This window comes from Streptomyces sp. NPDC015131, assembly GCF_043079975.1.
Classification (GTDB): domain Bacteria; phylum Actinomycetota; class Actinomycetes; order Streptomycetales; family Streptomycetaceae; genus Streptomyces.
Map to the genome: position 1 here is coordinate 580,565 of NZ_JBIBVB010000003.1, position 24,962 is coordinate 605,526.

The 24,962-nt window shown below is 72.9% G+C and carries 25 protein-coding genes; 10 read left to right on the forward strand and 15 right to left on the reverse strand.

Features of this window, described 5'->3' with window-relative positions:
- Positions 1-55: 55 nt before the first annotated feature.
- The 6 genes from ACF08D_RS13835 to mca all read right to left on the reverse strand — a co-directional run bounded on the left by ACF08D_RS13835 (position 56) and on the right by mca (position 6,795).
- A complete protein-coding gene (locus ACF08D_RS13835) occupies positions 56-1,597 on the reverse strand; it encodes a long-chain fatty acid--CoA ligase (protein WP_392222812.1) in 1,542 nt (513 codons plus the stop codon).
- Positions 1,594-2,832 (reverse strand): 5-aminolevulinate synthase, encoded by a 1,239-nt coding sequence (gene hemA / locus ACF08D_RS13840; RefSeq protein WP_392222813.1) that lies wholly within the window; start codon positions 2,830-2,832, stop codon positions 1,594-1,596. Before hemA ends, ACF08D_RS13835 begins: the two co-directional genes overlap by 4 nt.
- Positions 2,833-2,887: 55 nt before the next feature.
- Entirely contained in the window at positions 2,888-4,456 is a 1,569-nt protein-coding gene (locus ACF08D_RS13845) for a class I adenylate-forming enzyme family protein (protein ID WP_392222814.1), read from the reverse strand.
- A gap of 322 nt (positions 4,457-4,778) precedes the next feature.
- Entirely contained in the window at positions 4,779-5,525 is a 747-nt protein-coding gene (locus tag ACF08D_RS13850) for a thioesterase II family protein (protein WP_392222815.1), read from the reverse strand.
- A 147-nt stretch (positions 5,526-5,672) separates the two neighbouring features.
- Positions 5,673-5,921, reverse strand: a complete 249-nt coding sequence (locus tag ACF08D_RS13855; protein ID WP_392222816.1) for a hypothetical protein — start codon at positions 5,919-5,921, stop codon at positions 5,673-5,675.
- On the reverse strand, positions 5,914-6,795 hold the full coding sequence (gene mca, locus ACF08D_RS13860) for a mycothiol conjugate amidase Mca (protein ID WP_392222817.1): 882 nt from the start codon (positions 6,793-6,795) through the stop codon (positions 5,914-5,916). The genes ACF08D_RS13855 and mca overlap by 8 nt, the downstream gene beginning before the upstream one ends.
- Positions 6,796-6,891: 96 nt before the next feature.
- Here mca and ACF08D_RS13865 point away from each other — a divergent pair, with 96 nt between their 5' ends.
- Together ACF08D_RS13865 and greA are read left to right on the forward strand one after the other, a co-directional pair.
- On the forward strand, positions 6,892-7,293 hold the full coding sequence (locus ACF08D_RS13865; protein ID WP_392222818.1) for a DUF4307 domain-containing protein: 402 nt from the start codon (positions 6,892-6,894) through the stop codon (positions 7,291-7,293).
- A gap of 212 nt (positions 7,294-7,505) precedes the next feature.
- The gene (gene greA, locus ACF08D_RS13870; protein ID WP_392222819.1) at positions 7,506-8,003 is read left to right on the forward strand and encodes a transcription elongation factor GreA; all 498 of its coding nucleotides are present in this window, start codon (positions 7,506-7,508) and stop codon (positions 8,001-8,003) included.
- A 119-nt stretch (positions 8,004-8,122) separates the two neighbouring features.
- Here greA and ACF08D_RS13875 read toward each other — a convergent pair whose 3' ends face one another.
- The 3 genes from ACF08D_RS13875 to ilvA form a co-directional block, all read right to left on the reverse strand.
- Positions 8,123-8,971 (reverse strand): ABC transporter permease, encoded by an 849-nt coding sequence (locus ACF08D_RS13875; RefSeq protein WP_392223192.1) that lies wholly within the window; start codon positions 8,969-8,971, stop codon positions 8,123-8,125.
- A 5-nt stretch (positions 8,972-8,976) separates the two neighbouring features.
- Positions 8,977-9,990: an ATP-binding cassette domain-containing protein gene (locus tag ACF08D_RS13880; protein ID WP_392222820.1), complete on the reverse strand. Its 1,014-nt coding sequence runs from the start codon at positions 9,988-9,990 to the stop codon at positions 8,977-8,979.
- A 110-nt stretch (positions 9,991-10,100) separates the two neighbouring features.
- A complete protein-coding gene (gene ilvA / locus ACF08D_RS13885; protein WP_392222821.1) occupies positions 10,101-11,327 on the reverse strand; it encodes a threonine ammonia-lyase in 1,227 nt (408 codons plus the stop codon).
- Positions 11,328-11,459: 132 nt separating this feature from the next.
- Between ilvA and ACF08D_RS13890 the strand changes: the two genes are divergently transcribed.
- From ACF08D_RS13890 to ACF08D_RS13900, 3 genes are read left to right on the forward strand one after another with little or no spacing between them, the layout of a single operon-like run.
- The gene (locus ACF08D_RS13890; RefSeq protein WP_392222822.1) at positions 11,460-11,996 is read left to right on the forward strand and encodes a MarR family winged helix-turn-helix transcriptional regulator; all 537 of its coding nucleotides are present in this window, start codon (positions 11,460-11,462) and stop codon (positions 11,994-11,996) included.
- 32 nt (positions 11,997-12,028) lie between these two features.
- On the forward strand, positions 12,029-12,481 hold the full coding sequence (locus ACF08D_RS13895) for a sigma factor-like helix-turn-helix DNA-binding protein (RefSeq protein WP_392222823.1): 453 nt from the start codon (positions 12,029-12,031) through the stop codon (positions 12,479-12,481).
- The gene (locus ACF08D_RS13900) at positions 12,478-12,726 is read left to right on the forward strand and encodes a hypothetical protein (protein WP_392222824.1); all 249 of its coding nucleotides are present in this window, start codon (positions 12,478-12,480) and stop codon (positions 12,724-12,726) included. The genes ACF08D_RS13895 and ACF08D_RS13900 overlap by 4 nt, the downstream gene beginning before the upstream one ends.
- A gap of 24 nt (positions 12,727-12,750) precedes the next feature.
- Here ACF08D_RS13900 and ACF08D_RS13905 read toward each other — a convergent pair whose 3' ends face one another.
- The gene (locus ACF08D_RS13905) at positions 12,751-13,905 is read right to left on the reverse strand and encodes a cystathionine gamma-synthase (RefSeq protein ID WP_392222825.1); all 1,155 of its coding nucleotides are present in this window, start codon (positions 13,903-13,905) and stop codon (positions 12,751-12,753) included.
- A gap of 59 nt (positions 13,906-13,964) precedes the next feature.
- Between ACF08D_RS13905 and ACF08D_RS13910 the strand changes: the two genes are divergently transcribed.
- The 3 genes from ACF08D_RS13910 to abc-f all read left to right on the forward strand — a co-directional run bounded on the left by ACF08D_RS13910 (position 13,965) and on the right by abc-f (position 17,662).
- Positions 13,965-15,074, forward strand: coding sequence for a hypothetical protein (locus ACF08D_RS13910; RefSeq protein WP_392222826.1), 1,110 nt, complete (start codon positions 13,965-13,967; stop codon positions 15,072-15,074).
- Between the two features lie 126 nt (positions 15,075-15,200).
- Complete coding sequence (gene msrA / locus ACF08D_RS13915; protein ID WP_392223193.1) at positions 15,201-15,863, forward strand: peptide-methionine (S)-S-oxide reductase MsrA; 663 nt, start codon at positions 15,201-15,203, stop codon at positions 15,861-15,863.
- Positions 15,864-16,036: 173 nt separating this feature from the next.
- Positions 16,037-17,662 carry a ribosomal protection-like ABC-F family protein gene (abc-f, locus tag ACF08D_RS13920; RefSeq protein ID WP_392222827.1) on the forward strand — a complete coding sequence of 542 codons (1,626 nt, stop codon included), beginning with the start codon at positions 16,037-16,039 and terminating at the stop codon, positions 17,660-17,662.
- Between the two features lie 27 nt (positions 17,663-17,689).
- Here the strand turns inward: abc-f and ACF08D_RS13925 are convergent, their stop codons facing one another.
- Complete coding sequence (locus ACF08D_RS13925) at positions 17,690-18,733, reverse strand: NAD(P)-dependent alcohol dehydrogenase (RefSeq protein WP_392222828.1); 1,044 nt, start codon at positions 18,731-18,733, stop codon at positions 17,690-17,692.
- Positions 18,734-18,861: 128 nt separating this feature from the next.
- Between ACF08D_RS13925 and ACF08D_RS13930 the strand changes: the two genes are divergently transcribed.
- Positions 18,862-19,722 (forward strand): helix-turn-helix domain-containing protein, encoded by an 861-nt coding sequence (locus ACF08D_RS13930; protein ID WP_392222829.1) that lies wholly within the window; start codon positions 18,862-18,864, stop codon positions 19,720-19,722.
- Between the two features lie 102 nt (positions 19,723-19,824).
- On the opposite strand, the gene ACF08D_RS13935 is transcribed toward ACF08D_RS13930, so the two are convergent.
- Together ACF08D_RS13935 and ACF08D_RS13940 are read right to left on the reverse strand one after the other, a co-directional pair.
- Positions 19,825-21,093, reverse strand: a complete 1,269-nt coding sequence (locus ACF08D_RS13935) for an Ig-like domain-containing protein (protein ID WP_392222830.1) — start codon at positions 21,091-21,093, stop codon at positions 19,825-19,827.
- Positions 21,094-21,307: 214 nt separating this feature from the next.
- Positions 21,308-21,679, reverse strand: a complete 372-nt coding sequence (locus ACF08D_RS13940; RefSeq protein ID WP_392222831.1) for a hypothetical protein — start codon at positions 21,677-21,679, stop codon at positions 21,308-21,310.
- A 106-nt stretch (positions 21,680-21,785) separates the two neighbouring features.
- Between ACF08D_RS13940 and ACF08D_RS13945 the strand changes: the two genes are divergently transcribed.
- On the forward strand, positions 21,786-22,061 hold the full coding sequence (locus ACF08D_RS13945) for a hypothetical protein (RefSeq protein WP_392222832.1): 276 nt from the start codon (positions 21,786-21,788) through the stop codon (positions 22,059-22,061).
- A gap of 37 nt (positions 22,062-22,098) precedes the next feature.
- Here ACF08D_RS13945 and hutH read toward each other — a convergent pair whose 3' ends face one another.
- Both hutH and ACF08D_RS13955 read right to left on the reverse strand, forming a co-directional pair.
- Entirely contained in the window at positions 22,099-23,640 is a 1,542-nt protein-coding gene (gene hutH, locus ACF08D_RS13950) for a histidine ammonia-lyase (RefSeq protein WP_392223194.1), read from the reverse strand.
- A 64-nt stretch (positions 23,641-23,704) separates the two neighbouring features.
- The gene (locus ACF08D_RS13955) at positions 23,705-24,916 is read right to left on the reverse strand and encodes a diguanylate cyclase domain-containing protein (protein ID WP_392222833.1); all 1,212 of its coding nucleotides are present in this window, start codon (positions 24,914-24,916) and stop codon (positions 23,705-23,707) included.
- Between the last annotated feature and the right edge of the window lie 46 nt (positions 24,917-24,962).

Consider the following 24,962-nt stretch of genomic DNA (forward strand, 5'->3'; position numbering starts at 1 on the left):
ACGCGCGCTGTGTTGTTTCTGAGGCGGCCGGGGGGCCGCATGAGGAATGCGGCGGCTAGGAGCCCGCGGCCGGCCGGTATGCCGAGACCAGCGCCCGCTTGAGGACTTTCCCGCTGCTGCCCACCGGGAGCGCGTCGGTGAACTCGACGCGGCGGGGGTACTTGTACGCGGCGAGACGCCGCTTTCCCCATGCCACGATCTCCTGGCCGGACTCCCGGGTGGCGTCCTCCGGCCGCGCGGCCACCACGACCGCCCAGACGTCCTCGCCGAGTTCGGGGTGCGGGACGCCGATGACCGCCACCTGCGCCACGGAAGGATGCCCGAGGAGGACCTCCTCGACCTCGCTCGGGTGGACGTTGTAGCCGCCGCGGAGAATCACGTCCTTCTTGCGGCCCACGACGGAGAGGTAGCCGTCCTCGTCCAGCGTGCCGAGATCGCCGGTGAGGAACCAGCCGTCCTTCAGCACCGCGGCGGTGAGATCCGGGCGGCCGAGATATCCGGCCATGACGCTCGGGCCGCGTACGACGATCTCACCCGCCTCACCGGCCGGCAGAAGCTCGATCGCCTCGGCGTCCGACCGCGCTATGCCGACGGTGACACCGGTGATCGGAACACCGACGGTCCCGGGCCGGAAGGTCAGACCGGGATAGTGGTAGGCGACGCTGCAGGAGGTCTCGGTCATTCCGTAGCCCTCGTAGACCGGACACCCGAAGGTGCTCCGGACGTCGTCCAGGGTGGCGGCGGGGAGCGCCGATCCCCCGCTGTACACCCGGTCGAGCCGGGGCACCGGCTCCCCCTGGGCCACCGCGTCGAGCATTTTGACGTACATGGTCGGTACGCCCATGAACACCGTGCACCGGTGCTCCCGCATCAGCGCGAGGGCCTCCCGCCCGGCGAACCTCGGCATCATGACGAGGGTGATGCCGGCGCGGAAGCCGGTCAGCAGGCCGCAGATCTGCCCGAAGCCGTGGGCCAGCGGCAGGCATCCGAGCAGGATGTCGTCACTCCGGAACGCGTAGGGAGTGGTGACCATCCTCTCGGCGTTGTACAGGATGTTCCGGTGGGTGAGCGCCACCCCTTTCGGCTCACCCGTCGTTCCGGACGTGTAGAACACCACCGCGACGTCGTCGGGGTCCCCCGCCGCGCGGGCGTCGATCGGTGCCGTGTCCCGTGCCGCGTGCTCCAGGTCGACCGTGCCCTCGGGGCCCGGGCCGTCGCTGAACAGCACGGTGGGGAGCGGCTCCGCCGCCTTGCTCGCCTCGGGGAGCAGGGCGGCGGCGGACACCAGGAAGCGGGCGTCCGCGTCGGTGAGGACGTGCCGGATCTCCGGCGCGGTCGACATGGGGTTCAGGGGGACGACGACGGCGCCGGCCGCCAGCACACCGAAGTACACGACGGGGAACCGCGGGGTGTCGGCCAGGAGTACGGCGACGCGGTCCCCGGGCCGTACTCCGCCGGCCCGCAGCACGGCGGCGCAGCGCCGTGCCTGCTCCCACACCCACGCGTAGGTGTGGTGCTCGGTGCCGTGGATCAGAGCGGTGTGGCCGGGTCGCTGTGCCGCCGTCTCGGCCAGCACATCGGCGACTGACCTGGTCATCGGGGTGTGGACCAGCCGCGGGCACGGGCGGTCGGGATGTCCAGCTCCTCCCAGACCTCCCGGAGGGCCCGGGCGAAGGTCTCGACGTCGCCCTGGTCGTGGACGGCGGAGGGGGCGATGCGGAGGATCTCCTCGCCGGCGGGCACGCTCGGGGCGTTGATGGGCTGGACGTAGATGCCGTGCCGCTCGTACAGCAGCCGGGACGCCCGCTTGCAGAGGTCGTCGTCGCCGATGAGGGCCGAGACGATGTGGGAGTCCGTCGAGAGGAACGGGATGTCCGCCGCGACGAGAAGGCCGTGCAGAAGCCGTGCGTTCTCCGAGAGGAGCTTCCGTTCGACGTCGGAGGACCGGAGGTACTGGACCGAGGCCAGGGCGGCGGCGGCGACCGCGGGCGGCAGCGAGGTGGTGAAGACGAACGAGCGCGAGTAGGTGCGTACCGCGTCCACGACGGCGGCCGGTCCGGCGATGTAGCCGCCGACCGTGCCGAAGCCCTTGGCCAGGGTGCCCATCACGACCGTGAACCGGTCGGCGATGCCCTCCCGGGCGGCGATGCCGGCGCCCTGCGGGCCGTACATGCCCACCGCGTGGACCTCGTCGATGAAGGTGGTGGCGCCGTACCGGTCCGCCAGGTCGGCGATCTCGGCGAGCGGCGCGACGTTGCCCGACATGGAGTACACCGTCTCCGCGACGATGAGCTTCGGGCAGTCGGCGGGGGCTGCTGCGAGCAGTTCTTCCAGGTGGGCCGTGTCGTTGTGCCGGAAGACGTGCTTCTTGGCACGGCTGTGCCGGAGACCGTCGATGATCGAGGCGTGGTTCTTCGCGTCGGAGAACACCACGGTGTTCTCGGGCATCCCCGCCAGCACGGTGAGAGAGCCTTCGTTGGCGGTGTAGCCCGAGGAGAAGAGGAGAGCGGCTTCCTTGCCGTGCAGGTCCGCCAGCTCGTTCTCGAGCAGGACGTGGTGGTGGTTGGTCCCGCCGATGTTGCGGGAGCCGCCGGAGCCCACGCCGTGGGCGTCTATCGCGGCCTGCATGGCGGCGACGACCTGGGGGTTCTGCCCCATGCCCAGATAGTCGTTGCTGCACCAGACGCTCACTTCGGAGTCCACCCCGTCGCGCCGCGCGCTGGCGAGGGGGTAGTGGCCGGAGCGGCGGCCGATCTCCAGGAATTCGCGCTTGCCGGCGACGGAGTCGCCGGCGATGGTCCCGTTGAGGTACGAGGCCAGATGAGAGCTCATGACGTTGCCTTCTCGACGTAGCGGTGGGATGGGTGCGCGACAGCGCGGGGGCTCGCTAGGCGAACTGCGCTCGCAGGCGCCCCTTGTCTGGCTTGTCGTTGCTGTTCCTCGGCAGCGCGTCCAGGACGTGGATCTTCTCGGGTGCGTGAATCGGTGACAGCGACTCGGCGATGGCGGCGCGGATGTGCTCCACGTCGACCGCCTCGCCCGGGTCGCATTCGATCGCCGCGTGGACGTGCTCGCTGCCGTCCTCGTCCTGCACTCCGAAGACGGCGGCGTGCCGGACCCCCGGGTGCGCGAGGATCTCCGCCTCGAGGACGATGGGGTGGACCTTGACGCCGCCGACCTTGATGACGTCGGCCACCCGGCCGAGCAGGGTCAGATATCCGCGCTCGTCGAGGCGCCCGATGTCTCCGGTGGAGTACCAGCCGTCCTGGAGGACCCGCGCGGTGAGTTCGGGGTCGCCGTTGTATCCGTCCATCATCTGGGGCGAGCGGGCGCGGACCTCACCGATGTCCCCCGCCGCCAGCGGGGCCCCCGACTCCGGGTGGCAGACCATGACGTCGGCCTCGGGGAAGGGCCGTCCGACGGTGCCCGCGAGCTCCGGGTCCCCGTGCTCCGGAGGGGTCAGGTTGGTGATGCGTCCGGACTCGCTCGTCGCGTACCCCTGCGTGAGGACAGGACCGAGAAGCCGGAAGGCCTGGGCGATTCTGGCGGGTGCCGCGGGGCTGCCGCCGTAGGCGATCAGGCGCAGCGACGACAGGCCGGCGGCCGCCACGGAGGCGCGGTCGCCCAGGCCCCGCTCCAGCAGATGGTCCACGAGCTGGAACACGTGGTTCGTCGCCATGAACGTCCACGAGACGTCCTCGGCGGCGACGGTGTCCACGAACTCCCCGGCCGAGAAGCTCTCCTGGAGCCGGATCGCCCCGCCCAGGAGCAGGGCGGCGTCCGCCAGCGGGCCCACGGCATGGCTCAGCGGGGTCGACAGCAGGATCGACGCGCAGTCGTACTGACGGCCGACGTCCATCCACGCGCGCACGGTGGCCTCCCAGGCGCGGCCCGACAGCCGGATGCCCTTGGGCCGTCCCGTGCTGCCGCTCGTGAAGTTGAGGACGGCCAGCGCCTCCGGCGCCCATGCCGCGGCGTCCGGGGTGCCGGCGCCGGCCGGGCCGGCCTGCCCCGCTTCACGCCGTGTCAGCGGAATGCCGCGGCGATCGGCGAGTTCGGCCGCGCGCTCCAGGGCCTCCGCGTCGGTGTAGACGGTGACGGCTCCGGTGTCGCGCAGCATCTGGATCTGGTGGTCCAGCGGAAGGACCGTGTCCCGGGTGCCGGGATTGGTGGTGCGCAGATAGCAGACGGCACCACCGAGCAGATGTGCCGCGTACCGCACGGTGAGCATCTCGGGGCTGTTGGGGGCGACCAGGATCGCCACGACGTCGTCCTTGCCCACTCCGCGCTCGCGCAGGGCAAGGAACGCTTCCGTCACGGACTGGATCAGGTCGCCGCCGGACAGGGCGTCACCACGCCAGTGGACGGCCTCCCGCTCCGGCGCTTCGGCGAGCAGGGAGAGGATGTCCGAGACGTAGCTGTGACTTGTGCGCCACCAGGCTGCGGGCAGGCCCATGGAGTGTCCTTTGATTGCCGACTACAACGACGTCGTGTCATTGGGCGGTTCAATCCTTGCCGCGCGGTGGTGGGCACCGGGAGATCGTTCGACCGGCTACAACGGGCTGCCGGACGGGGCACGGGGTGGGGTAGCCGATCGGGGCACCCGTCGTCCCCGCCCCGGGCAGGGGGCGCCGGGGACAGGGCGGTGCCGGCCGTCCTGGCCGCAGGGGTGGGGCACCCGGGTCCTGGGGTGCCGGGGTGGCACGGACCGGGTGTGGCGGGGGGTGCGGGGCTGTTGTACGTCGCCGGTCCGGCGCGTGTGCCCCGATCGGCGCCGGTTACGCGATGCGGGCCGAGATCGCTTCCATCACGGCCGCCGCACGGGCGTTGAGGTAGAAGTGTCCGCCCTCGTACACCTTGAGCTCGAAGTCGCCGGCGGTGTGCTCGCTCCACGCCCGCGCCTCGTCGAGCGTCACCTGGGGGTCCTCGTCGCCGGTGAGGGCGGTGACGGGGCAGCGCAGCGGGCGGCCGGGAACATGGCGGTACGACTCGACCGCCCGGTAGTCGCTCCTGATGGCGGGGAGGATCATCCGCAGCAGCTCAGGGTCTCCGAGGATCCGGGAGTCGGTCCCGCTGAGCTTCTCGATCTCGGCGATCAGGCCGTCGTCGTCGAGCTGGTGCACGCGCCCCTCGCGGGTGCGCGACGGGGCGCGCCTGCCCGAGACGAAGAGGTGCGGGAGCTCGATCCCCTCGCGCTCCAGGCGCCTGGCGACCTCGTACGCCACCATGGCGCCCATGCTGTGGCCGAAGAGGGCCGGCGGGGTGGCGTCGAGGGTCAGCAGCTCCTCGACCACGCGGTCGGCCAGCTCGCCGATGTCGCCGACGCCCGGTTCGCCGCGCCGGTCCTGCCGCCCCGGGTACTGGACGGCCAGCACCTCGATCGACGGCGACAGCGCCCGGGAGACGGGGAAGTAGAAGGTGGCCGAGCCTCCCGCGTGCGGGAAGCAGACCAGCCGGACGGGGGCACCGGGCGCGGGGTGGAATCGGCGCAGCCACGCTCCGTCGCGCCTGGTGCTGGTCGTCACGGTTCTGGGCGTCCCTCCGGCTGTCGCGGTCCTGCCGTCGCTGTTCCGCGCTTCTGTGGACCTGCCCGGTCGCGCCGGCGGGCCGCCGGGGGCAGGGGTGCCGGCCCCGCGGGGCGCCGGGGGCGCTCGCGGGGCCGGGCGGGGGCGTCAGCGGGCGTTCTTGCCGGACGCCGCGGGGGTCTCGGGGCCCGTGGCCGTGGCCGGTTCCGGGGCCTCCTCGAAGTCGACCTTGCCCATGTGGCGGTTCATCGACTTCATCAGCATCCACACGCCCAGCGCCATCACGGCGAAGACGATGAACCCGAGGACGCCGGGGGTCACCTTGTTCTTGTCGAGCTCCTGGGCGGCGAGCGGGACGAGCTGGGTCAGTGCCTGGTGTGCGCTCATGTCAGGCATTGTCGCGGATGCCCGCGAAGAGGTCGTCCTCGGGGAGGGAGGTGTCCACCACGGAGGTGGCCAGCTCGTAGTCCTCGGTCGGCCAGACCTCCTTCTGGATCTCCATGGGCACCCGGAACCAGCCGCCGTCCGGGTCGATCTGCGTGGCGTGTGCGATCAGGGCCTTGTCGCGGGTCTCGAAGAAGTCCGCGCACGGCACGTGCGTGGTCAGGGTCCGCTCGGCGCGCTCGAACTCCTTCCAGCGCTCCAGCCACTCGCCGTACGGGGACTCCAGGCCGCGCGCCAGCAGCGCCTCGTGCAGGGCGACCGTGCGCGGGCGGTTGAAGCCCTGGTTGTAGTAGACCTTCGAGACCTGCCAGACCGGGCCGAACTCGGACTCCGGGTACTTCTCGGCGTCGGCCGCGCCCTCGAACGCCACCATCGTGATCTTGTGCGTCATGATGTGGTCGGGGTGCGGGTAGCCGCCGTTCTCGTCGTACGTGGTGACGACCTGCGGGCGGAACGACCGGATGGACCGCACCAGGCGCCCGGCGGCCTTGTCCACGTCCTCCAGGGCGAAGCAGCCCTGCGGGAGCGGCGGCAGCGGGTCGCCCTCGGGCAGGCCCGAGTCGACGAAGCCCAGCCACTCCTGGCGGACCCCGAGGATCTCGCGGGCCTCGTCCATCTCCTTGCGGCGGACCTCGTGGATGTTCTCCTCGATGTACGGGTCGCCCTGGAGCTTCGGGTTGAGGATGGAGCCGCGCTCGCCCCCGGTGCAGGTCACGACCAGCACGTCCACCCCCTCGGACACATACTTGGCCATCGTCGCCGCGCCCTTGCTCGACTCGTCGTCGGGGTGGGCGTGAACGGCCATCAGTCGCAGCTGCTCAGTCAAGACTCGATCCTCATGAATTGTCACATCGGCCGGCTTCTATAGTGACGGAATCGGGGGGCGGAAAATTCCGTCGTCCGGAACACGAGAGGAACGATCATGAGTGCGGTACGCGAGGGCCTGCCCGAGGGCCGGTACGGCCGCTCGGCGGACGAGCGCTCCGACCGTACGCTCAAGGTCGTGGGCGCGGTGCTGGGCGCCGGGCTGCTCGCGCTGGTCGGCTGGTTCGGCTACGACTACGTCGCCGGGCAGCGCGTCCACGCCGAGATGATCAAGTTCGACGTGTCGGAGGCGGACCGGGTGCAGGCGCACCTGGAGGTCCGCAAGGACCGGGACGCCCGGGGGTCGTGCACCCTGCGGGCGCTGGCCGAGGACGGCGCCGAGGTGGGCCACAAGGACGTCCGGTTCGACCGGGCCGCCGAGCGGATCGACGAGGTCGTCACCGTGCGTACGACGGCCCGTGCGACCAGCGTCGAGCTGCTCGGCTGTACGTCGGAGTAGGACCGGGCGCCCGCCGGGGCCGGACGCGCCGCCCGCCCGCGCGGTGCCCCCGCCGTGTCCCCGCCGTGACCAGGGCGTACGAAGATTCCGGGGCTTTCGTCCTCCCCCTCGCCCGCCGAAATTGTTAGGCTCGTGGTTTCGCCCATCCAGGAAGGCAGAATCCTTCTGGGTAGGGCGATGCTTTGTATTCCCAGTACCGACGAGGAGCACCTGTGACCCAGACCAGCGAAAACGTCACCTGGCTCACCCAGGAGGCGTACAACCAGCTCAGGGCCGAGCTGGAGTACCTGTCTGGTCCCGCGCGAACCGAGATCGCCGCCAAGATCGCGGCCGCGCGCGAGGAGGGCGACCTCCGTGAGAACGGCGGGTACCACGCGGCCAAGGAGGAGCAGGGCAAGCAGGAGCTGCGGGTGCGCCAGCTCACCCAGCTCCTGGAGCACGCGAAGGTGGGCGAGGCTCCCGCGGAGAGCGGTGTGGTGGCGCCCGGCATGGTGGTCACCATCGCGTTCGACGGCGACGAGGACGACACCCTGAACTTCCTGCTCGCCTCGCGCGAGTACGCCAGCTCCGACATCGAGACGTACTCCCCGCAGTCGCCGCTGGGCTCGGGCGTCAACGGCAAGAAGATCGGCGAGGACGCCGAGTACGAGCTGCCGAACGGCAAGAAGGCGTCGGTGCGGATCCTCGACGCGAAGCCGTACTCGGGCTGAGCCGGGACGGCCCGGCGACGGGCACGGCCGAGGACTCGGCGAAGGACACGGCGAAGGGGCCGGGCCGCGCACACCGCGCGGCCCGGCCCCTTCGTCCGTAATGACCAGTAGCCGGGGTCCTAGACGGCCGAGCGGTACTTGCGCACCGCCAGGGTCCGGAAGACGACCAGGATCAGCACCGACCACAGCACCGACGCGATGATCGGGTGCTGCATGGGCCAGGCGTCCGGCGCCTGGAAGCCCGGCGGCAGGTTGCCGAACAGCTCGCGGCACGCCTGGACGGTGGCGCTGAACGGGTTCCACTCGGCGATGGTGCGCAGGACGGTCGGCATGTTGGACGCGTCGACGAAGGCGTTCGAGATGAACGTCAGCGGGAACAGCCAGATCAGGCCGCCGGAGGTGGCGGCCTCGGGCGTCCGGACGGACAGGCCGATCAGCGCGCCGATCCACGAGAAGGCGTACCCCAGCAGGAGCAGCAGGCCGAAGCCGAGCAGCACCTTGCCGATGTTCTCGTGGGTCCGCCAGCCGACGATCAGCGCGACGCCGGCGAGCACCGCGAGCGTCAGGGCCGTCTGGACGAGGTCGGCGAGCGTACGGCCGGTGAGCACCGCACCGCGGGCCATGGGCAGCGACCGGAACCGGTCGATCAGGCCCTTGTGCATGTCGTCGGCGATCCCGGCGCCCGCGCCGGCGGTGGCGAAGGTGACGGTCTGGGCGAAGATGCCCGCCATCAGGAACTCCTTGTACGCCTCCGGGGAGATGGCGCTGCCGACCTGGATGGACCCGCCGAAGACGTAAGTGAACAGCACCACGAACATGATCGGCTGGATCAGCCCGAAAATGATCATCTCGGGGATGCGGGACATCCGGATCAGGTTCCGCCGGGCGATCACCAGGGAGTCGGTGACCGACTGGGCGATCCCGCCGCGCGGCTGGGGCCCGGCGAGCCGGGGGGTGGTCTCGGACACGGTGCTCACTTCGCGGCCTCCTGGCTCGTGGCGGCCCCGGGGCCGTCGCCGCCGGGCTCGGTGCCCTTGTCGCCGTCCAGCTCGGCGGCGTGGCCGGTCAGCGAGATGAACACGTCGTCGAGGGTGGGGCGGCGCAGGCCGATGTCGTCGATCTCCACGCCCCGGGTGTCCAGCTCGCGGATGACCTCGGCGAGCAGCTTGGCGCCGCCGGCCACCGGGACGGTGAGCTTGCGGGTGTGGTTCTCCACGGAGACCTCGCCCTTGCCGAAGCCGCCGAGGACGGCGCGGGCGGGCTCGATCTCGTCGGACCGGTGCACCACGACCTCCACGCGCTCGCCGCCGGTGCGGGCCTTGAGCTGGTCGGAGGTGCCGCGGGCGATGACCTTGCCGTGGTCGACGACGCAGATGTCGTGGGCCAGGTGGTCGGCCTCCTCCAGGTACTGCGTGGTGAGCAGCAGGGTCGTACCGCCGGCGACCAGCTCCTGGATGACGTCCCAGAGCTGCTGCCGGTTGCGCGGGTCGAGCCCGGTGGTCGGCTCGTCCATGAACATCACGGGGGGCGAGACCACCAGCGCGGCGGCGAGGTCGAGGCGGCGGCGCATACCGCCCGAGTAGGTCTTGGCGGGCCGGTCGGCGGCCTCGGCGAGGTTGAAGCGCTCCAGCAGCTCGCCCGCCCGGGCCTTCGCGGCCTTACTGGACATCTGGTAGAGCTGGCCGACCATGTGCAGGTTCTCGCGGCCGGTGAGGTACTCGTCGACGGCGGCGAACTGGCCGGAGAGCCCGATGGCCCGGCGGACCTCGTTGGGGTGCTTGAGCACGTCGATGCCCGCGACGACGGCCCTGCCGCTGTCGGGCTTGAGCAGGGTGGTCAGCACCCGGACGGTGGTGGTCTTGCCGGCCCCGTTGGGACCGAGCAACCCCAGGACGGTCCCCTCGGGGACGTCGAGGTCCACGCCGTCCAGAGCTCGTACGTCACCGAAGGTCTTGACCAGACCCTCGGCATGGATTGCGCCTGGCATGTGGGTTCTCCCCGTGGATGGCCGAATCGCTATCCGCAGCGTAGAGAAGCCGGGCGGCGGATGCCCGCCAATTGTGTGACCGTGACCCCACCGCAACGCGTTACATCGCGTCAGGCGACGGTGTACCCGGCCCCCCGCAGCGCCGCCGCCACCTCCGCGCAGTGCTCGGGCCCCTTCGTCTCCAGGTGCAGCTCCACCTCCACCTCCGTCAGGCCCAGCAGCGGATCGGTCCGGACATGGCCCACGTCCAGCACATTGGCGTCCGCGACCGACAGCACGCCCAGCAGCGTCGCCAGCGCGCCGGGCCGGTCCGCCAGCCGCAGCCGCAGGCTCAGGTAGCGGCCGGCCGCCGCCATGCCGTGACGCAGGATCCGCTGCATCAGCAGCGGGTCGACGTTCCCGCCCGACAGCACCGCCACCACCGGCCCGGTGAACGACTCGGGCCGGGCCAGCAGCGCCGCCACCGGGCTCGCCCCGGCCGGCTCCACCACCAGCTTGGCCCGCTCCAGGCAGAGCAGCAGCGCCGACGACAGCTGGTCCTCGGTCACCGTGCGCACCTCGTCGACCAGCTCCCCGACGATCCCGAACGGCACGTCGCCCGGGCGCCCCACATGGATGCCGTCCGCCATCGTGGGCGAGGTGTCCACCACCAGCGGGTGGCCCGCCGCCAGGGACGGCGGGTACGCGGCGGCGGCCTCCGCCTGCACGCCGATCACCTTCACGTCCGGGCGCAGCGCCTTGACCGCCACCGCGATGCCCGCCGCCAGGCCGCCGCCGCCGACCCCGACGACGATCGTCCGCACCTCCGGGCACTGTTCGAGGATCTCCAGCCCCACGGTGCCCTGGCCCGCGATGACGTCCCGGTGGTCGAAGGGGTGGATGAACACCGCGCCGGTGTCGTGCGCGTACTCCTGCGCCGCCGCCAGCGTCTCGTCCACCACCTGCCCGTGCAGCCGTACGTCCGCCCCGTACTCCCGGGTCGCCGCCACCTTCGGCAGCGGGGCTCCCATCGGCATGAACACCGTCGACCGCACGCCCAGCAGCGACGACGCCAGCGCGACGCCCTGCGCGTGGTTGCCCGCCGACGCCGCGACGACCCCCGCCGCCCGCTCCTCCGGGCGCAGCCCCGAGATCCGCACGTACGCGCCCCGCAGCTTGAACGACCCGGTCCGCTGGAGGTTCTCGCACTTGAAGTGCACCGGCGCGCCCACCAGCCCCGACAGGTACCGGCTGCCCTCCAGCGGGGTCACCCGGGCCACCCCGGAGAGCATCTTCTGCGCCCCCCGGACGTCGTCGAGGATCACCGGGTGTGAGGGGTATGGCGTACCGAAGCTCATGACGCCCAGTCTCGCAGCTCATCACGTTTGGGCAGCGCCGGTCCCACAGCGCACCGGGCCGCGTACTCTGTCCCCCACCAACCGACCACCTCCGCACGAGAGAGCCCCGCAGCCATGCCCACATCTCAGGACATGACGACTCCTGCGCCTGTCTCCCCGGGGCCCGCCCCCGAAGCCCCGGGCGACCACGGTCTCCTCGACGCCCTCCAGCACCAGGTGGCCGTCTTCGCCCGCCGGGCCGAGCAGACCCGCCTCGGCGGCACCGGCCAGCTCCGCAACTCGATGGACCGCGCCGCCTACCTGCTGCTCAACCGCCTCGACCAGGAGGGACCGATGGGCGTCAAGGCGCTGGCGGCGGGCATGGGCATCGACTCGTCCACCGTCACCCGCCAGGTCGCGCCGCTGGTCGACACCGGCCTGGTCAAGCGGACCTCGCACCCGGAGGACGGCCGCGCGGTCGTGCTCCAGCTGTCCCCGCGCGGCCAGGCCCGCCTGGAGGAGGTCCGCTCCTCCCGGCGCGAGCTGATGGCGCAGGTCACCGACGGCTGGACGGAGGCCGAGCGCGACTCCTTCTGCACCCTGCTCACCCGCTTCAACTCCGCCCTCTCCGCCCGGCAGGCCGGCCTGCCCCCGGCCGAGCGGGAGACGGAGGCGGCTCCCGCCTCTTGACCCGGGCCGCGCGCCCGGTCTGATATGAGCACGTGGACGAGCAGCGGCGGCATCACGCCACGGCACGGCTCCCCCGCGTCCGCGAGCGGGGCTTCGAGGCGTACGTCGCGGGCGCCGCGGGCCGGCTGCTGCACGCCGCCACCCTCCTCACCACCGAGCGCCCCGGGCGCGCGCCCCGCGCGCAGGAGCTGTTGACCGCCGCGCTGGCCGCCACGTACGCCCGCTGGGACCGGCTGCGCGACGAGGACCCGTACGACCTCACCCGCCGCGAGCTGGCCGCCCGGTTCGCCCGCGCCTCCTGGCGCCACCACCGCCCCCGCGGCGGGGTGCTCTCCCCGCTGGCCCCGCGCGAGCGGCTGGTCGTCGTGCTGCGGCTGTACGAAGGCGTCGAGGAGGAGCAGGTCGCGGCGCTGCTCGGGCTCCCGGCCGACCGGGTGCGCGCCACCTGCGCGCGGGCCGTCGCCGTCCTGCGGCGGGCGGCGTGACCGGCCGCGGGGAGGACGAGGTCCGGCGCCTGCTCCGGGCCCCGGCGGACGTCCCCCTCCCGCCCGGCCTGCTCCCCGGCGCGGTCAGCCGCGGCGCCCGGGTGCAGCGGCGGGACCGGGCGCTGCGGCGGCTGCTGTGGCTGCTGCTGGCCGCCGCCGCGGTGGCGTTCACCGTCTGGGCGGCGGCCGCGGAGCCGTGGCGGGCGCCCCCGGCGGGTGTCACGCCCCCGTTCGAGGGCTGGTGAGCGCCGCCGGGGTGCGGCCCCGGCTCAGCCGAGGGCCTGGCGCAGGTCCTCCAGCAGGTCGTCCACGTTCTCGATGCCGACCGACAGCCGCACCAGGTCCGCCGGGACCTCCAGCAGCGAACCGGCGACGCTCGCGTGCGTCATCCGGCCCGGGTGCTCGATCAGCGACTCGACCCCGCCCAGCGACTCGCCCAGCGTGAACAGCTTCGCCCGGTCGCAGACCGCGACGGCCGCCTCCTCGCCACCCTGGACGCGGAAGGAGATCATCCCGCCGAAGGAGCGCATCTGCTTGGCCGCGACCTCGTGGCCCGGGTGCCCGGGCAGGCCCGGGTAGAGCACGGAGGTGACCTTGGGGTGCCGGGTCAGCATCTCCGCCACCCGGGTCGCGTTCTCGCTGTGCCGGTCCATGCGCACGGCCAGCGTCTTGATCCCGCGCAGCACGATCCACGAGTCGAACGGCCCGGCCACCGCGCCCATCGCGTTCTGGTGGAAGGCCAGTTCCTCGCCGAGCGTCTCGTCCGCGACCACCAGCGCGCCGCCGACCACGTCGGAGTGCCCACCCATGTACTTGGTCAGCGAGTGCACGACGACGTCCGCGCCGAGCGCCAGCGGCTGCTGGAGGTAGGGGCTGGCGAAGGTGTTGTCGACCACCAGCTTCACCCCGGCCGAGCGGGCCACGTCCGCGAGGGCCGCGATGTCGGTGATGCCCAGCAGCGGGTTCGACGGCGTCTCGACCCAGATCGCCTTCGTACGGTCGGTCAGCGCGTCGCGCACCGCCGCCGGGTCGGAGGTGTCGGCCACCGACCACTCCACGCCCCACCGCGCCACCACCTTCGCGAACAGGCGGAAGGTGCCGCCGTACGCGTCGTTGGGGATCACCACGTGGTCGCCCGGGGCGAGCAGCGTGCGCAGCAGGCAGTCCTCGGCGGCCAGGCCGGAGGCGAAGGCCAGGCCGCGCCGCCCGCCCTCCAGCGCCGCGAGGTTCTCCTCCAGGGCGCTGCGCGTGGGGTTGGCGCTGCGGCTGTACTCGTAGCCGCCGCGCAGACCGCCCACACCGTCCTGCTTGTAGGTGGACACCTGGTAGATGGGCGGGACGACCGCGCCGGTCAGCGGGTCGGCGGTGTTGCCCGCGTGGATGGCGCGGGTCTCGAAGTTCTGGTGGGTGTGCTCGTCGCTCATGGGGCCCGAGCGTAGTCCCGGCGGCCCGGGTCCCCGCGCGCGTCCGGGACAATGGACGCATGGAGATTCTCTGGTTCCTGCTCGCGTTGGGTCTGATCGGCATGGTGCTGGCGCCGTGGCTGATGCGCCGCCGGTCCGGCGGGGGCATCCGCCTCGTCCCGCCCGGGTCCCCGGACGCGGCCGACCCGAGCGCCTACGGCTTCGTGCGCCAGGAGCACCTGGACGTGCGGATGCCGGGCCCGGACGAGGACCTCCTCGACGTCCTGGACGTGGTGCAGCGCACCCAGGACTGGCGGGCCGCCTCCCAGTTGCTGGCCGGCACCGGCAAGGACGGCGAGGTGCGCTGGCAGCGCGTGCAGGCGTTCGCGGGCGCCGCGTCGCTGGAGCTGGCGCAGCGGCCGGGCGAGGGCGGCGCGTGGCTGCGGGCCTGGCGCAGCGAGAAGCCGAAGGACCCGGGCGGGGCCGCGGTGCACGCCGAGTTCCTGGTGCAGCAGGCGTGGCGGTCGTCGTCGGCCGGCTCGGACGACTTCCGGATCATCCTGGAGGAGGCGCGCACGGTCTGCGAGCAGGCCGCGCTGCTGGCCCCTGGCGACCCGGTCCCGTACATCACCGAGCTGGCCGTGGCGCGCGGCCTCGGGTACTCCCACGAGCAGTTCGACCAGGTGTGGGCGAAGGTCATCGACCGGGCCCCGCAGCACATGGGCGCGCACCTGGCGGCGCTGCACTACTGGTGCGAGAAGTGGCACGGCTCCCGGAAGGACGCGGACCGGTTCGCCACCTCGGCCGCCGCGCGCGCCCCGCAGGGGTCGCTGCTCGCCGCGCTGCCGCTGTTCGCGGTCTTCGAGCACCTGCCGGAGGTGGCGATGGTGCAGAACCTCTACGCCACCGAGGTGGTGTCCAAGGCGATGGAGGGCGCGCTGTACGCGGTGCACTCGGCCCGCCCGGACGACCCGATGCTGGCGCACGTCCGCCATCTGCTGGTCCACTTCCTGGTGGGCGCGGAGCGCTGGTCGGAGGCCATGCACCAGCTGGTCCACGTGGACGGCCACATCGGCGCCCTGCCGTGGACGCTGTCGGAGGACCCGGCGGCGCAGTACGCCGTGTACCGGGCGCTGGCGGTGGCGGGGTACGAGGCGAACGGCGGCAGCCCCGCGACGCTGTCGCGCTGACGGGCGGGCGCGCGGGAAGCGGCTCCGGCGGGAGTGGCCGGGGCCGAGGGGCGGGGGCGCGCGGCGGAATTCCGGCGGGCACGCGCGCGTTGTGCGGGTGCCGCCCTCGTGAAGGAGACGACTGTCATGCTGTTCGGCCGCACCCCCGTGCTCCCCACCCCGGACCAGGCCCTGCCCGGCCGCCCGGAGCCCGGGTTCACCGTCCCCTCCCGCCACACCGTCCTCGGCAACCCGCTGCTCGGCCCGTACCCGGCCGGGCTGGAGGTCGCGGACTTCGCCCTGGGCTGCTTCTGGGGCGCCGAGCGGAAGTTCTGGCAGACCGAGGGCGTGTGGACCACCCTCGTCGGCTACCAGGGCGGCCACACCCCGAACCCCACCTACGAGGAGGTCTGCTCGGGGATGACGGGCCACACCGAGGTCGTCCGCGTGGTCTTCGACCCGTCGGTGGTGCCGTACACGGCGCTGCTGAAGCTGTTCTGGGAGTCCCACGACCCGACCCAGGGCTTCCGCCAGGGCAACGACGTCGGCACCCAGTACCGCTCGGCCGTCTACACCCACTCCCCGGCCCAGGCCGAGGCCGCCGCGTCCTCCCGCGCCGCGTACCAGCGGGTGCTGAACGGCTCCGGCTACGGGGAGATCACCACGGAGATCCTCCCCGCCGGCGAACGGCCCTTCCACCCGGCCGAGCCGTACCACCAGCAGTACCTGGACAAGAACCCCGGCGGCTACTGCGGCATCGGCGGCACGGGCGTCTCCTGCCCGATCGGCGTGGCCCCCGCCGGGGGCTGAGGCCGGGCCGGGCCGCCCCAGGCCCGTAAATCCGCTGGAGCCCTCGCGCCCGGGTGCCTACACTCGGGCGCATGGGTTCGTACTACTTCTTTCTCTGATTCCGGGCGCGGACGCCACGGGCGTCCTGTCACGCACCGTCCTGCCCGCCCCCGGACACCTTCAGGGAAAGAACCATGCGCGAGCGCGCCCACGACCCTTCTCAGCTCACTCTCCAGGACGTCTCCAAGGCGTACGGGGACAGGTCCGTCCTCGACGGCGTCACCCTCACCGTCCGGCCCGGCGAACGGGTCGGGGTGATCGGGGAGAACGGCTCCGGAAAGTCCACCCTGCTGCGGCTGCTCGCCGGGCGTGACGTCCCCGACGGCGGCGAGGTGACCGTCCGCTTCCCCGGCGGGATCGCGTACCTCGCGCAGACCCTCGACCTGGACCCGGCGGCCCGCGTACGCGACGCCGTCGACGCCGCGCTCGCCGGGCTGCGGGCCATGGAGCGGCGGCTGCGCGAGGCCGAGGCGGCCCTCGGGGAGGCGTCCGAAGAGCAACTGTCCGCGTACGGAGAGCTGTTGAGCGCCTTCGAGGAGCGCGGCGGCTACCTCGCGGACGCCCGGGTCGACGCGGCCCTGCACGGGCTGGGCGTCGGGCACCTGGGGCGGGACCGGCCGCTGGGCTCGCTGTCCGGCGGGGAGCGGTCCCGGCTGGCGCTGGCCTGCGCGCTGTCCTCGGGCGCCGAGCTGCTGCTGCTGGACGAGCCGACCAACCACCTGGACGGCGAGGCCATGTCCTGGCTGGAGGACCGGCTGCGGGCGCACCGGGGCACCCTGCTGGCCGTGACGCACGACCGGGCGTTCCTGGAGGCGGTCGCCACCGCGATCCTGGAGGTGGACCGGGACACCCGCACCGTGAGCCGGTACGGCGACGGCTGGGCCGGCTACCGCGCCGCGAAGGCCGCCGCCCGCCGCCGCCGGGAGCAGGACCACCAGGAGTGGCTGGACGACCTCGCGGCGACCGGGGCGCTGGTCGAGGCGGCCGGGCAGCGGCTCGCGGCATCCGGGAAGGACCCGCGCGAGGGCTTCGGCAAGCACCGGCGCTCGCACGAGGCGAAGCTCTCCGGCCGGGTCCGGGCCGCGCGCCGGCGGCTGGAGCGGCTGCGCCGGGAACCGGTCCCCGCCCCGCCCGAGCCGCTGCGCTTCACGCCCCGGCTGAGCGCCGGGGACGGGGCCGGGGGCGACGGGACCGCCGTCGAGCTGGACGGTGTGGCCGTCGGCGGCCGGCTGCGGGTGGACGCCCTGCGCGTCGCGGCGAACGGGCGGCTCCTGGTGACCGGCCCGAACGGCGCCGGGAAGACGACCCTGCTGCGGGTGATCGCCGGGGACCTGCGCCCCGACACGGGCACCGTGCGCCGGCCGGTCCCGGTGGGCCACCTCCCCCAGGAGCTGCCGGACCGCCCGGCGCGCGAGCCGCTGCTGGCGGCGTACGCGGCGGGGCGGCCGGGGCTCCCGGAGGACCACGCGGAGGAGCTGCTGGCGCTCGGGCTGTTCCGGGAGGCCGACCTGGCCGTCCCGGTCGCCGCGCTGTCGGTGGGCCAGCGGCGGCGGCTGGAGCTGGCCCGCCTGGTGGCGCGGCCCGCGGGCCTCCTCGTGCTGGACGAGCCGGCCAACCATGTGGCCCTGTCCCTGGTGGAGGAGCTGGAGGCGGCGCTCGCCGGGTTCGCGGGGGCGGTCGTGGTGGTCTCGCACGACCGGCGGTTCCGCGAGGCGTTCAGCGGCGACCGGCTGGAGCTGCGGGCCGGGCGCGTCGTGTGACGGCCGGTCCGCGGCCCCGGGCGGCGGTCAGATCGTCGCGGCGTCGATGACGAAGCGGTAGCGGACGTCGCTCCTCAGCACCCGCTCGTACGCCTCGTTGACCTGGTCCGCGGCGATGACCTCGATCTCGGCGCCCAGGCCGTGCTCGGCGCAGAAGTCCAGCATCTCCTGGGTCTCGGCGATCCCGCCGATCATCGAGCCGGCCAGGGTCCTGCGGCCCTGGATGACGGAGAACAGGTTCAGCGAGACGGGCTCCTCCGGCGCGCCGACGTTCACCAGGGCGCCGTCGGTCTTCAGCAGGCCCAGGTAGGCGTCGAGGTCCAGCGGCGCGGACACGGTGGAGACCACCAGGTCGAAGGTGCCGGCGAGCTTGGTGAAGGTCTCCGGGTCGCTGGTGGCGTGGAAGTGGTCGGCGCCCAGCCTCCGGCCGTCCTCCTCCTTGCGCAGGGTCTGGCTGAGGACGGTCACCTCGGCGCCCAGGGCGTGGGCGATCTTCACGCCCATGTGCCCGAGGCCGCCGAGGCCGACGACGGCCACCTTCTTGCCGGGGCCGGCCTTCCAGTGGGCGAGCGGCGAGTAGAGGGTGATGCCCGCGCACAGCAGCGGCGCGGCGGTGTCGAGGGGCAGCGCGTCGGGGATGCGGACGACGTAGTTCTCGTCGACCACGATGTGGGTGGAGTAGCCGCCGTAGGTCGGTTCGCCGTCCCGGCCGAGGGCGTTGTACGTGCCGGTCATGCCCTCGGCGCAGAACTGCTCCAGGCCCTGGCGGCAGGCGTCGCAGCGGCGGCAGGAGTCGACGAAGCAGCCGACGCCGACGCGGTCGCCGACGCGGTGCTTCGTCACCCCGGCACCGGCCTCGGTGACGACACCGGCGATCTCGTGGCCGGGGACCATGGGGAAGATCCCCTCGCCCCAGCCGTCGCGGGCCTGGTGGATGTCGGAGTGGCAGATACCGGCGTAGGCGATCTCGATCAGTACGTCGTGCTCGCCGACGGCCCGGCGCGGGACGGTGGTCCGCTCCAGCGGTGCGTTGGCGGCGGGGGCTGCGTAAGCGGTGACGTTGGTGGTCATGACGGCAAGCCTGCCGCCGATGCTGTGGATCACCCAGGTCTCTGTCGTTCGTACGACCGCTGTGCGTACCACTGGCGGGGACAGGCTGGGCCCGGGGCCGGGACGTACGACCCGGAATACTTGGAGGCATGGACCAGCGTGCCGAACTGAGTGAGTTCCTCCGCTCCCGGCGGGCCCGGCTGAAGCCGGAGGACGTCGGGCTGCCCGAGTTCGGGCGGCACCGGCGGGTGCCGGGGCTGCGCCGGGAGGAGCTGGCGCAGCTCGCCGGGGTGTCCGTGGCGTACTACACGCGGCTGGAGCAGGGCAACGGCCGCAATGTGTCCCTGGAGGTGCTGGACGCCATCGCCCGGGCGCTGCGGCTGACCGACGCCGAGCGGGACCACCTGACGCACCTGGCGAAGCCGACGCACAAGAAGAAGCGCCGGGCGGGGACGGCCCGCGCGCAGCAGGTGCGGCCGGAGCTGCAGTACCTGCTGGACGCGATGGAGGGTGTGCCGGCGTATCTGCTGGGGCAGCGGCTGGACATCATCGGCTGGAACCGGATGGCGCGGGCGCTGCTGGGTGACTTCGCGGCGCTGGAGCCGCACGAGCGGAACATGGCGTGGCAGGTCTTCCTGGCGCCGGGCGCGCGGGACCTGTACGCCGACTGGGAGGCGAAGGCGGCGGAGGTGGTGAGCGTGCTGCGGATGTACGCGGGGTGCTCGCCGGACGATCCGCGGCTGTCGGCGCTGGTGGGCGAACTGTCGGTGAAGAGCCAGGAGTTCCGGACGCTGTGGGCGGCGCACATGGTGCAGGACAAGGGGCACGGCGCCAAGCGGCTGCGCCATCCGCTGGTGGGCGAGCTGACGCTGGTGTACGAGACGCTGCGGGTGCCGGACGACCACGATCTGGCGCTGGTGACGTACACGGCGGAGCCGGGCTCGCCGTCGGCGGACGCGCTGCGGCTGCTGGCGAACTGGGGCGTGGACGAGGTCGCCGGGGCGCGCTGACCCGGGGCGTACGCCCGCCCGGCGGGTACGGCGAAGGCGGCGGCCCTCCCGGTGGGGAGGAGCCGCCGCCTTCGCCGTGGCGCGGGGGCGGGAGCGGACCGGTCAGACGGCCGAGCCGGCCTTCCACTCGGCCCAGCTCATGTTCCAGCCGTTGAGGCCGTTGTCCGGGGCGATGGTCTTGTCCTTGGAGTTCTTGACGATCACGACGTCACCGACGATCGAGTTGTCGAAGAACCAGGCGCCCGGCTGGCTGGGGTCGTTCGCGCCCTTGGCGTCGTTCAGGCCCACGCAGCCGTGGCTGGTGTTGACCTTGCCGAAGATCGAGTCCGAGCCCCAGTAGTTGCCGTGGATGAAGGTGCCGGACGTGGACAGCCGCATGGCGTGCGGCACGTCCTTGATGTCGTACTCGCCCTTGCCGTCCTTCTTGGTGAAGCCGACGGTCGAGCCGTCCATCCGGGTCTCCTTGAACTTCTCGGAGATCACCATCTGGCCGTTGTAGGTGGGGTTCTCGGGGGCGCCGGCGGAGATCGGGATGGTCTTGACCGTCTTGCCGTCCTGGGTGACGGTCATGGTCTTGGTGGCGGCGTCGACGGTGGAGACCTGGTTGCGGCCGATGGTGAAGGTGACGGTCTTCTGCTGGACGCCGTAGACCCCGTCGGCGCCCTGGACGCCGTCGAGGTCCAGCTTCAGGGTGACCTTGGAGCCCTCGGCCCAGTAGTTCTCGGGGCGGAAGTCGAGGCGCTGGTTGTTGAACCAGTGGCCGACGACCTCCTGGCCGCTGCTGGTGGAGACGGTGATGCCGGACTGGACGGCCTTCTTGTCCGTGATCGCCTTGTTGAAGGTGAGGGAGACGGGCATGCCGACGCCCACCGTGGAGCCGTCCTCGGGGGTGAAGTTCCCGATGAAGCTGTTCTCCTTGGAGACGGTGGTGAAGGAGGAGTTCTCGTGGGCCTCGCGGCCCTCGGAGTCCTTCGCCGACACGGCGATCTTGTAGACGGTGGCGCGTTCGAGCTGTTCGGCGGGGGTCCAGGAGGTCTTGTCGGCGGACATCTCGCCCTTGACGGCCTTGCCCTCCGGGTCGGTCAGGGTCACTTCGGTGAGCGTGCCCTCGCTGACGGTGACCTTGGCGTCGTCGTTGATCCCGGCGTTCTGCGTGCCGTTCTTGGGCGTGATCGTTATTCGGGCCTGGGAGGCGTCCTTCGCGGCGGCGGCGTCGACCTGGGACTGCGACGTCTTCGAGCCGTCGCCGGAGGCGTCGCCCTTGTCCTCCCCGCCGCTGCAGGCCGAGAGCACCAGTACGCCGCCGAGCAGTGCGGACGCGGCCGCCAGGCCCTTGCGCCGCTTGCTGTCCGTCATCACACGCTTCTCCATCGTCGCCGAATCCCTGCCAACAGTCTCAACAACACCCATAACTACCCGTCCCGTTCCCCTTCCGGCACGGATGTGGGGAACACCACTGATCGACGCGCTCCGGTGGGCGGTCGGTTCCCGGTACGGCCGGGGCGCGCGGATCCGCCGGGTGCGGGGCCCGGCCGCGCCTGTCGCGGCGGCGGCCCGGGCCCGGACACGTGACAGGGGTCACACGCTACGGCCGTACGTCGTCGAGGCGGTCCTCCTCCTCGTCCTCCTCGTCCTGGTCCTCGTCCTCATCCTCCTCGTCGAGGTCCCAGAGGTCCGCGCCGGGGTCGTGCTCGACCTTCTCGCTGGTCCACGACGCCTGGGCGAGTTCGACGCCCGGCACCGCGCCGACCAGGTCGACCGGCTCGACGAGGTACGCGAGAGCTTCCGCTTCGTCTTCTCGTACCGCGGACCGGGCGTGCGTACGCTCGTCGTCGGCCATGAATTCGTCGGCCTCCACGCGCTCCAGCGCGGCTCCGGTGAGTTGATCGTCGTCCGTGACTTCCAGCAGCAGTTCCACCCGAAGGCGCACATACCGTGATGTCTCTGAGGGGCTCATATGACGGAGCGTAAGCCGCCGGAGGCCGCGACTTTCCAGCGACCCGCTGTGTTCATTAGCATCGGCGCACCAGCCAATTCTCGGTTCCGCAAGGGGATCTGAATCTGTGTCCGTCGCACGTCGACCGCTGCTGACCGCCACCGCCGCCGGGACCCTGCTCGGCGCGCTGTGGTTCGTCCCTTCGGCCAACGCCACCGCGGAGAGGCCGCCCGCGGAGGCGCCCGGGACGAGAGCGTCCGGGCCCGCACGCGCCGATCTCGCGCTCGCCGACACCGGGGGCGTGGACACCACCCCGTACCTGATCGCGGGCACCGCCTTCCTGGGCGCCGGGACGGGCCTGGTCGCCTTCGCGGTACGCCGAGGGGCGCGCACCGCCCTCTGACGGCGCGCGCCCCGCGCGTGGGTCCCGCCCGCCGGTGTCAGGCCAGCGGGCCGGTGACCTTCTCGACGGCCTCGATGAGCCGGCCTTCGCGGACGAAGGCGTCGGCGGCCTCCAGGTCGGGTGCGAGGAAACGATCCGGCCCGGGGCCCTGGACGCCGGCCGCGCGCAGCGCCTCGACGGCGGCGCGGGTGGCGGGCGCCGGGGTGAGCCCGTGGCGCAGCTCCACGGCCCGCGTCGCGGCGTACAGCTCCACGGCGATGATCCGGCCCAGGTTGGCGACGGCGGTGCGCAGCTTGCGGGCGGCCGACCAGCCCATGGAGACGTGGTCCTCCTGCATGGCGGAGGACGGGATGGAGTCGGCGGAGGCCGGGACGGCGAGCCGCTTCAGCTCGCTGACCAGGGCGGCCTGCGTGTACTGGGCGATCATCAGGCCCGAGTCGACGCCCGCGTCGTCCGCGAGGAACGGCGGCAGGCCGTGGGAGCGGTTCTTGTCGAGGAGCCGGTCGGTGCGGCGCTCGGCGATGGAGCCGAGGTCGGCGGCGGCGATGGCCAGGAAGTCCAGCACGTACGCCACGGGCGCGCCGTGGAAGTTGCCGTTGGACTCCACGCGGCCGTCGGGCAGGACGACCGGGTTGTCGACGGCCGAGGCCAGCTCGCGCTCGGCGACGAGGCGGGCGTGCGCCAGGGTGTCGCGGCCCGCGCCGGCGACCTGGGGGGCGCACCGCACCGAGTAGGCGTCCTGGACGCGCGGGGCCTCGTCCTGCTGGAAGTGGCCGGTGAGCCCGGAGCCCTGGAGCACGGCGAGCATGTTGGCGGCGGCGGCGCCCTGGCCGGGGTGCGGGCGGATGGCGTGCAGCTCGGGCGCGAGGACCTTCTCGGTGCCGAGGAGGGCCTCCAGCGACAGGGCGGCGGTGATGTCGGCGGAGGTGTAGAGCCGGTCCAGGTCGTCCAGCGCCATGATCAGCATGCCGAGCATGCCGTCGGTGCCGTTGAGGAGGGCGAGGCCCTCCTTCTCGCGCAGCTCGACGGGGGCGATGCCGTGCTCGGCGAGCAGCTCCCCGGCGGGCCGGACGCGGCCGTCGGGGCCCTCGGCGTCGCCCTCGCCCATCAGGGTGAGCGCGCAGTGGCTGAGCGGCGCGAGGTCGCCGGAGCAGCCGAGGGAGCCGTACTCGTGGACGACCGGGGTGATCCCGGCGTTGAGCACGTCCGCCATGGTGCGCGCGACCTCGGGGCGGACGCCGGTGCGGCCCGAGCAGACGGTCTTGAGGCGCAGGAACATCAGCGCGCGGACGACCTCGCGCTCGACGGGCGCGCCCATGCCGGCGGCGTGCGAGCGCACGATGTTGCGCTGGAGCCGGGCGCGCAGGTCGGGGCTGATGTGCCGGGTGGCGAGCGCCCCGAAGCCGGTCGACACGCCGTAGACGGGCTCGGGCTTGGCGGCGAGGGCGTCGACGATCTCGCGGGCCTTGGCGAGCGCGGTGAGCGCCTCCGGGGAGAGCTCGACACGGGCGTTGCCGCGGGCCACGGCGATGACGTCACGGGCGGTGGTGCCGGACGTCCCCACCACGACAGTGTGCATATCCATATTCAGCAGCGTACGGACTGAATCCCGACGTGTCACTACCTCGCTTCCCCGGAGCCCCTTACGCCCCGGGCGGCTCCGGAACCGCGCGCTCCGGCGGCGGCGCACCCGCGATCCCGGCGGGCAGCGGCCCCGCCGGGGCGTCCCGGAAGCTGCGGCGGTCCCGGGCGGCGAGCGGCGGGTGGTCCGCCAGGGCCAGCACCGTGCCGTCGCGCCCCGCCACCACCGGCCCGGGCGCCCGCGCCGCCTTGGCCCGGTACTGCGCCGCGTCGGCCAGCCGGAACAGCCGGCTCGCCGACCGCACCGGGCCGATCGGGTCACCGGTCGACGCCACCCCGCAGGCCACGCCCTCGCCCAGCTCCAGGTCCCCGGCGCGCACGCACAGCTCGTGGGCGGCGGCCACCACCTCGTCCGCCGCCGGGCCCTCCGCCACCAGGCAGAACTCGTCGCCGCCCAGCCGCGCCGCCAGCGCCCCGGGCAGCATCGCCCCGCAGTACGACAGGACCGAGCCGAACCGCTCCAGCAGCCGGTCCCCCACGGCGTGCCCGAGCGTGTCGTTGACCCGCTTGAGGCCGTTCAGGTCGCAGACCACCAGGCTGACCACCGTCCCGTCGGCGAGGAAGCGCTCGACGGCCTCGTCCAGCCGCATGTCGACCGCGCGCCGGTTGGCGAGCCCGGTCAGCGGGTCGGTGAAGGCGAGCCGGCGCACCTCCTCCAGCCGCTCGGTCTGCGCGATCCCGGCCGCGACCACCGCCGCGAGCACGGTGGCGAAGTCGGCGTCGTGGCGGTCGAAGACCGGCTCGCCGGCCGGGCGGGCCACATACAGCTCGCCCCAGGCCCGCCCGTGCATCACTATCGGCGCCACGACACAGCAGCCCCGGCCGCGCCGCCGGAGCGCGGCGACCCGCCCGCGCGGGGCGGCGTGCGCCGGGACGCCGGTGCCCTGGGGTCCGGCGGCCGTCTCCACCCAGGCGTCGGGCTCCCCGCCGCCGGCCCACCGCTCGTGCAGGAATTCGGTGATCTCGGAGAACTGGTGGACCGGGTACGTCTCGGAGTCGGGGAACTCCTCCTCGTCGGCCGTCCGCGCGCCCGCGTTCACCAGGACCTTCAGCCGGCCGAGGTCGCGCTCCCACATGGAGAGCGCCGCGAACGAGCCGCCCAGCGCGTCCCGCGCGCCCAGCGCCGCCGCCCGCCACGTCTCGCGCGGCGTGTGCGCCGAGGCCATCGCCTGCGCCAGCGCCACGACGGCGCGTAGCCGGACATCCTCACCCATTCCTCAAGCTTAGGGAGGATTCATGACTTTTCCCTGCCGACGTCGG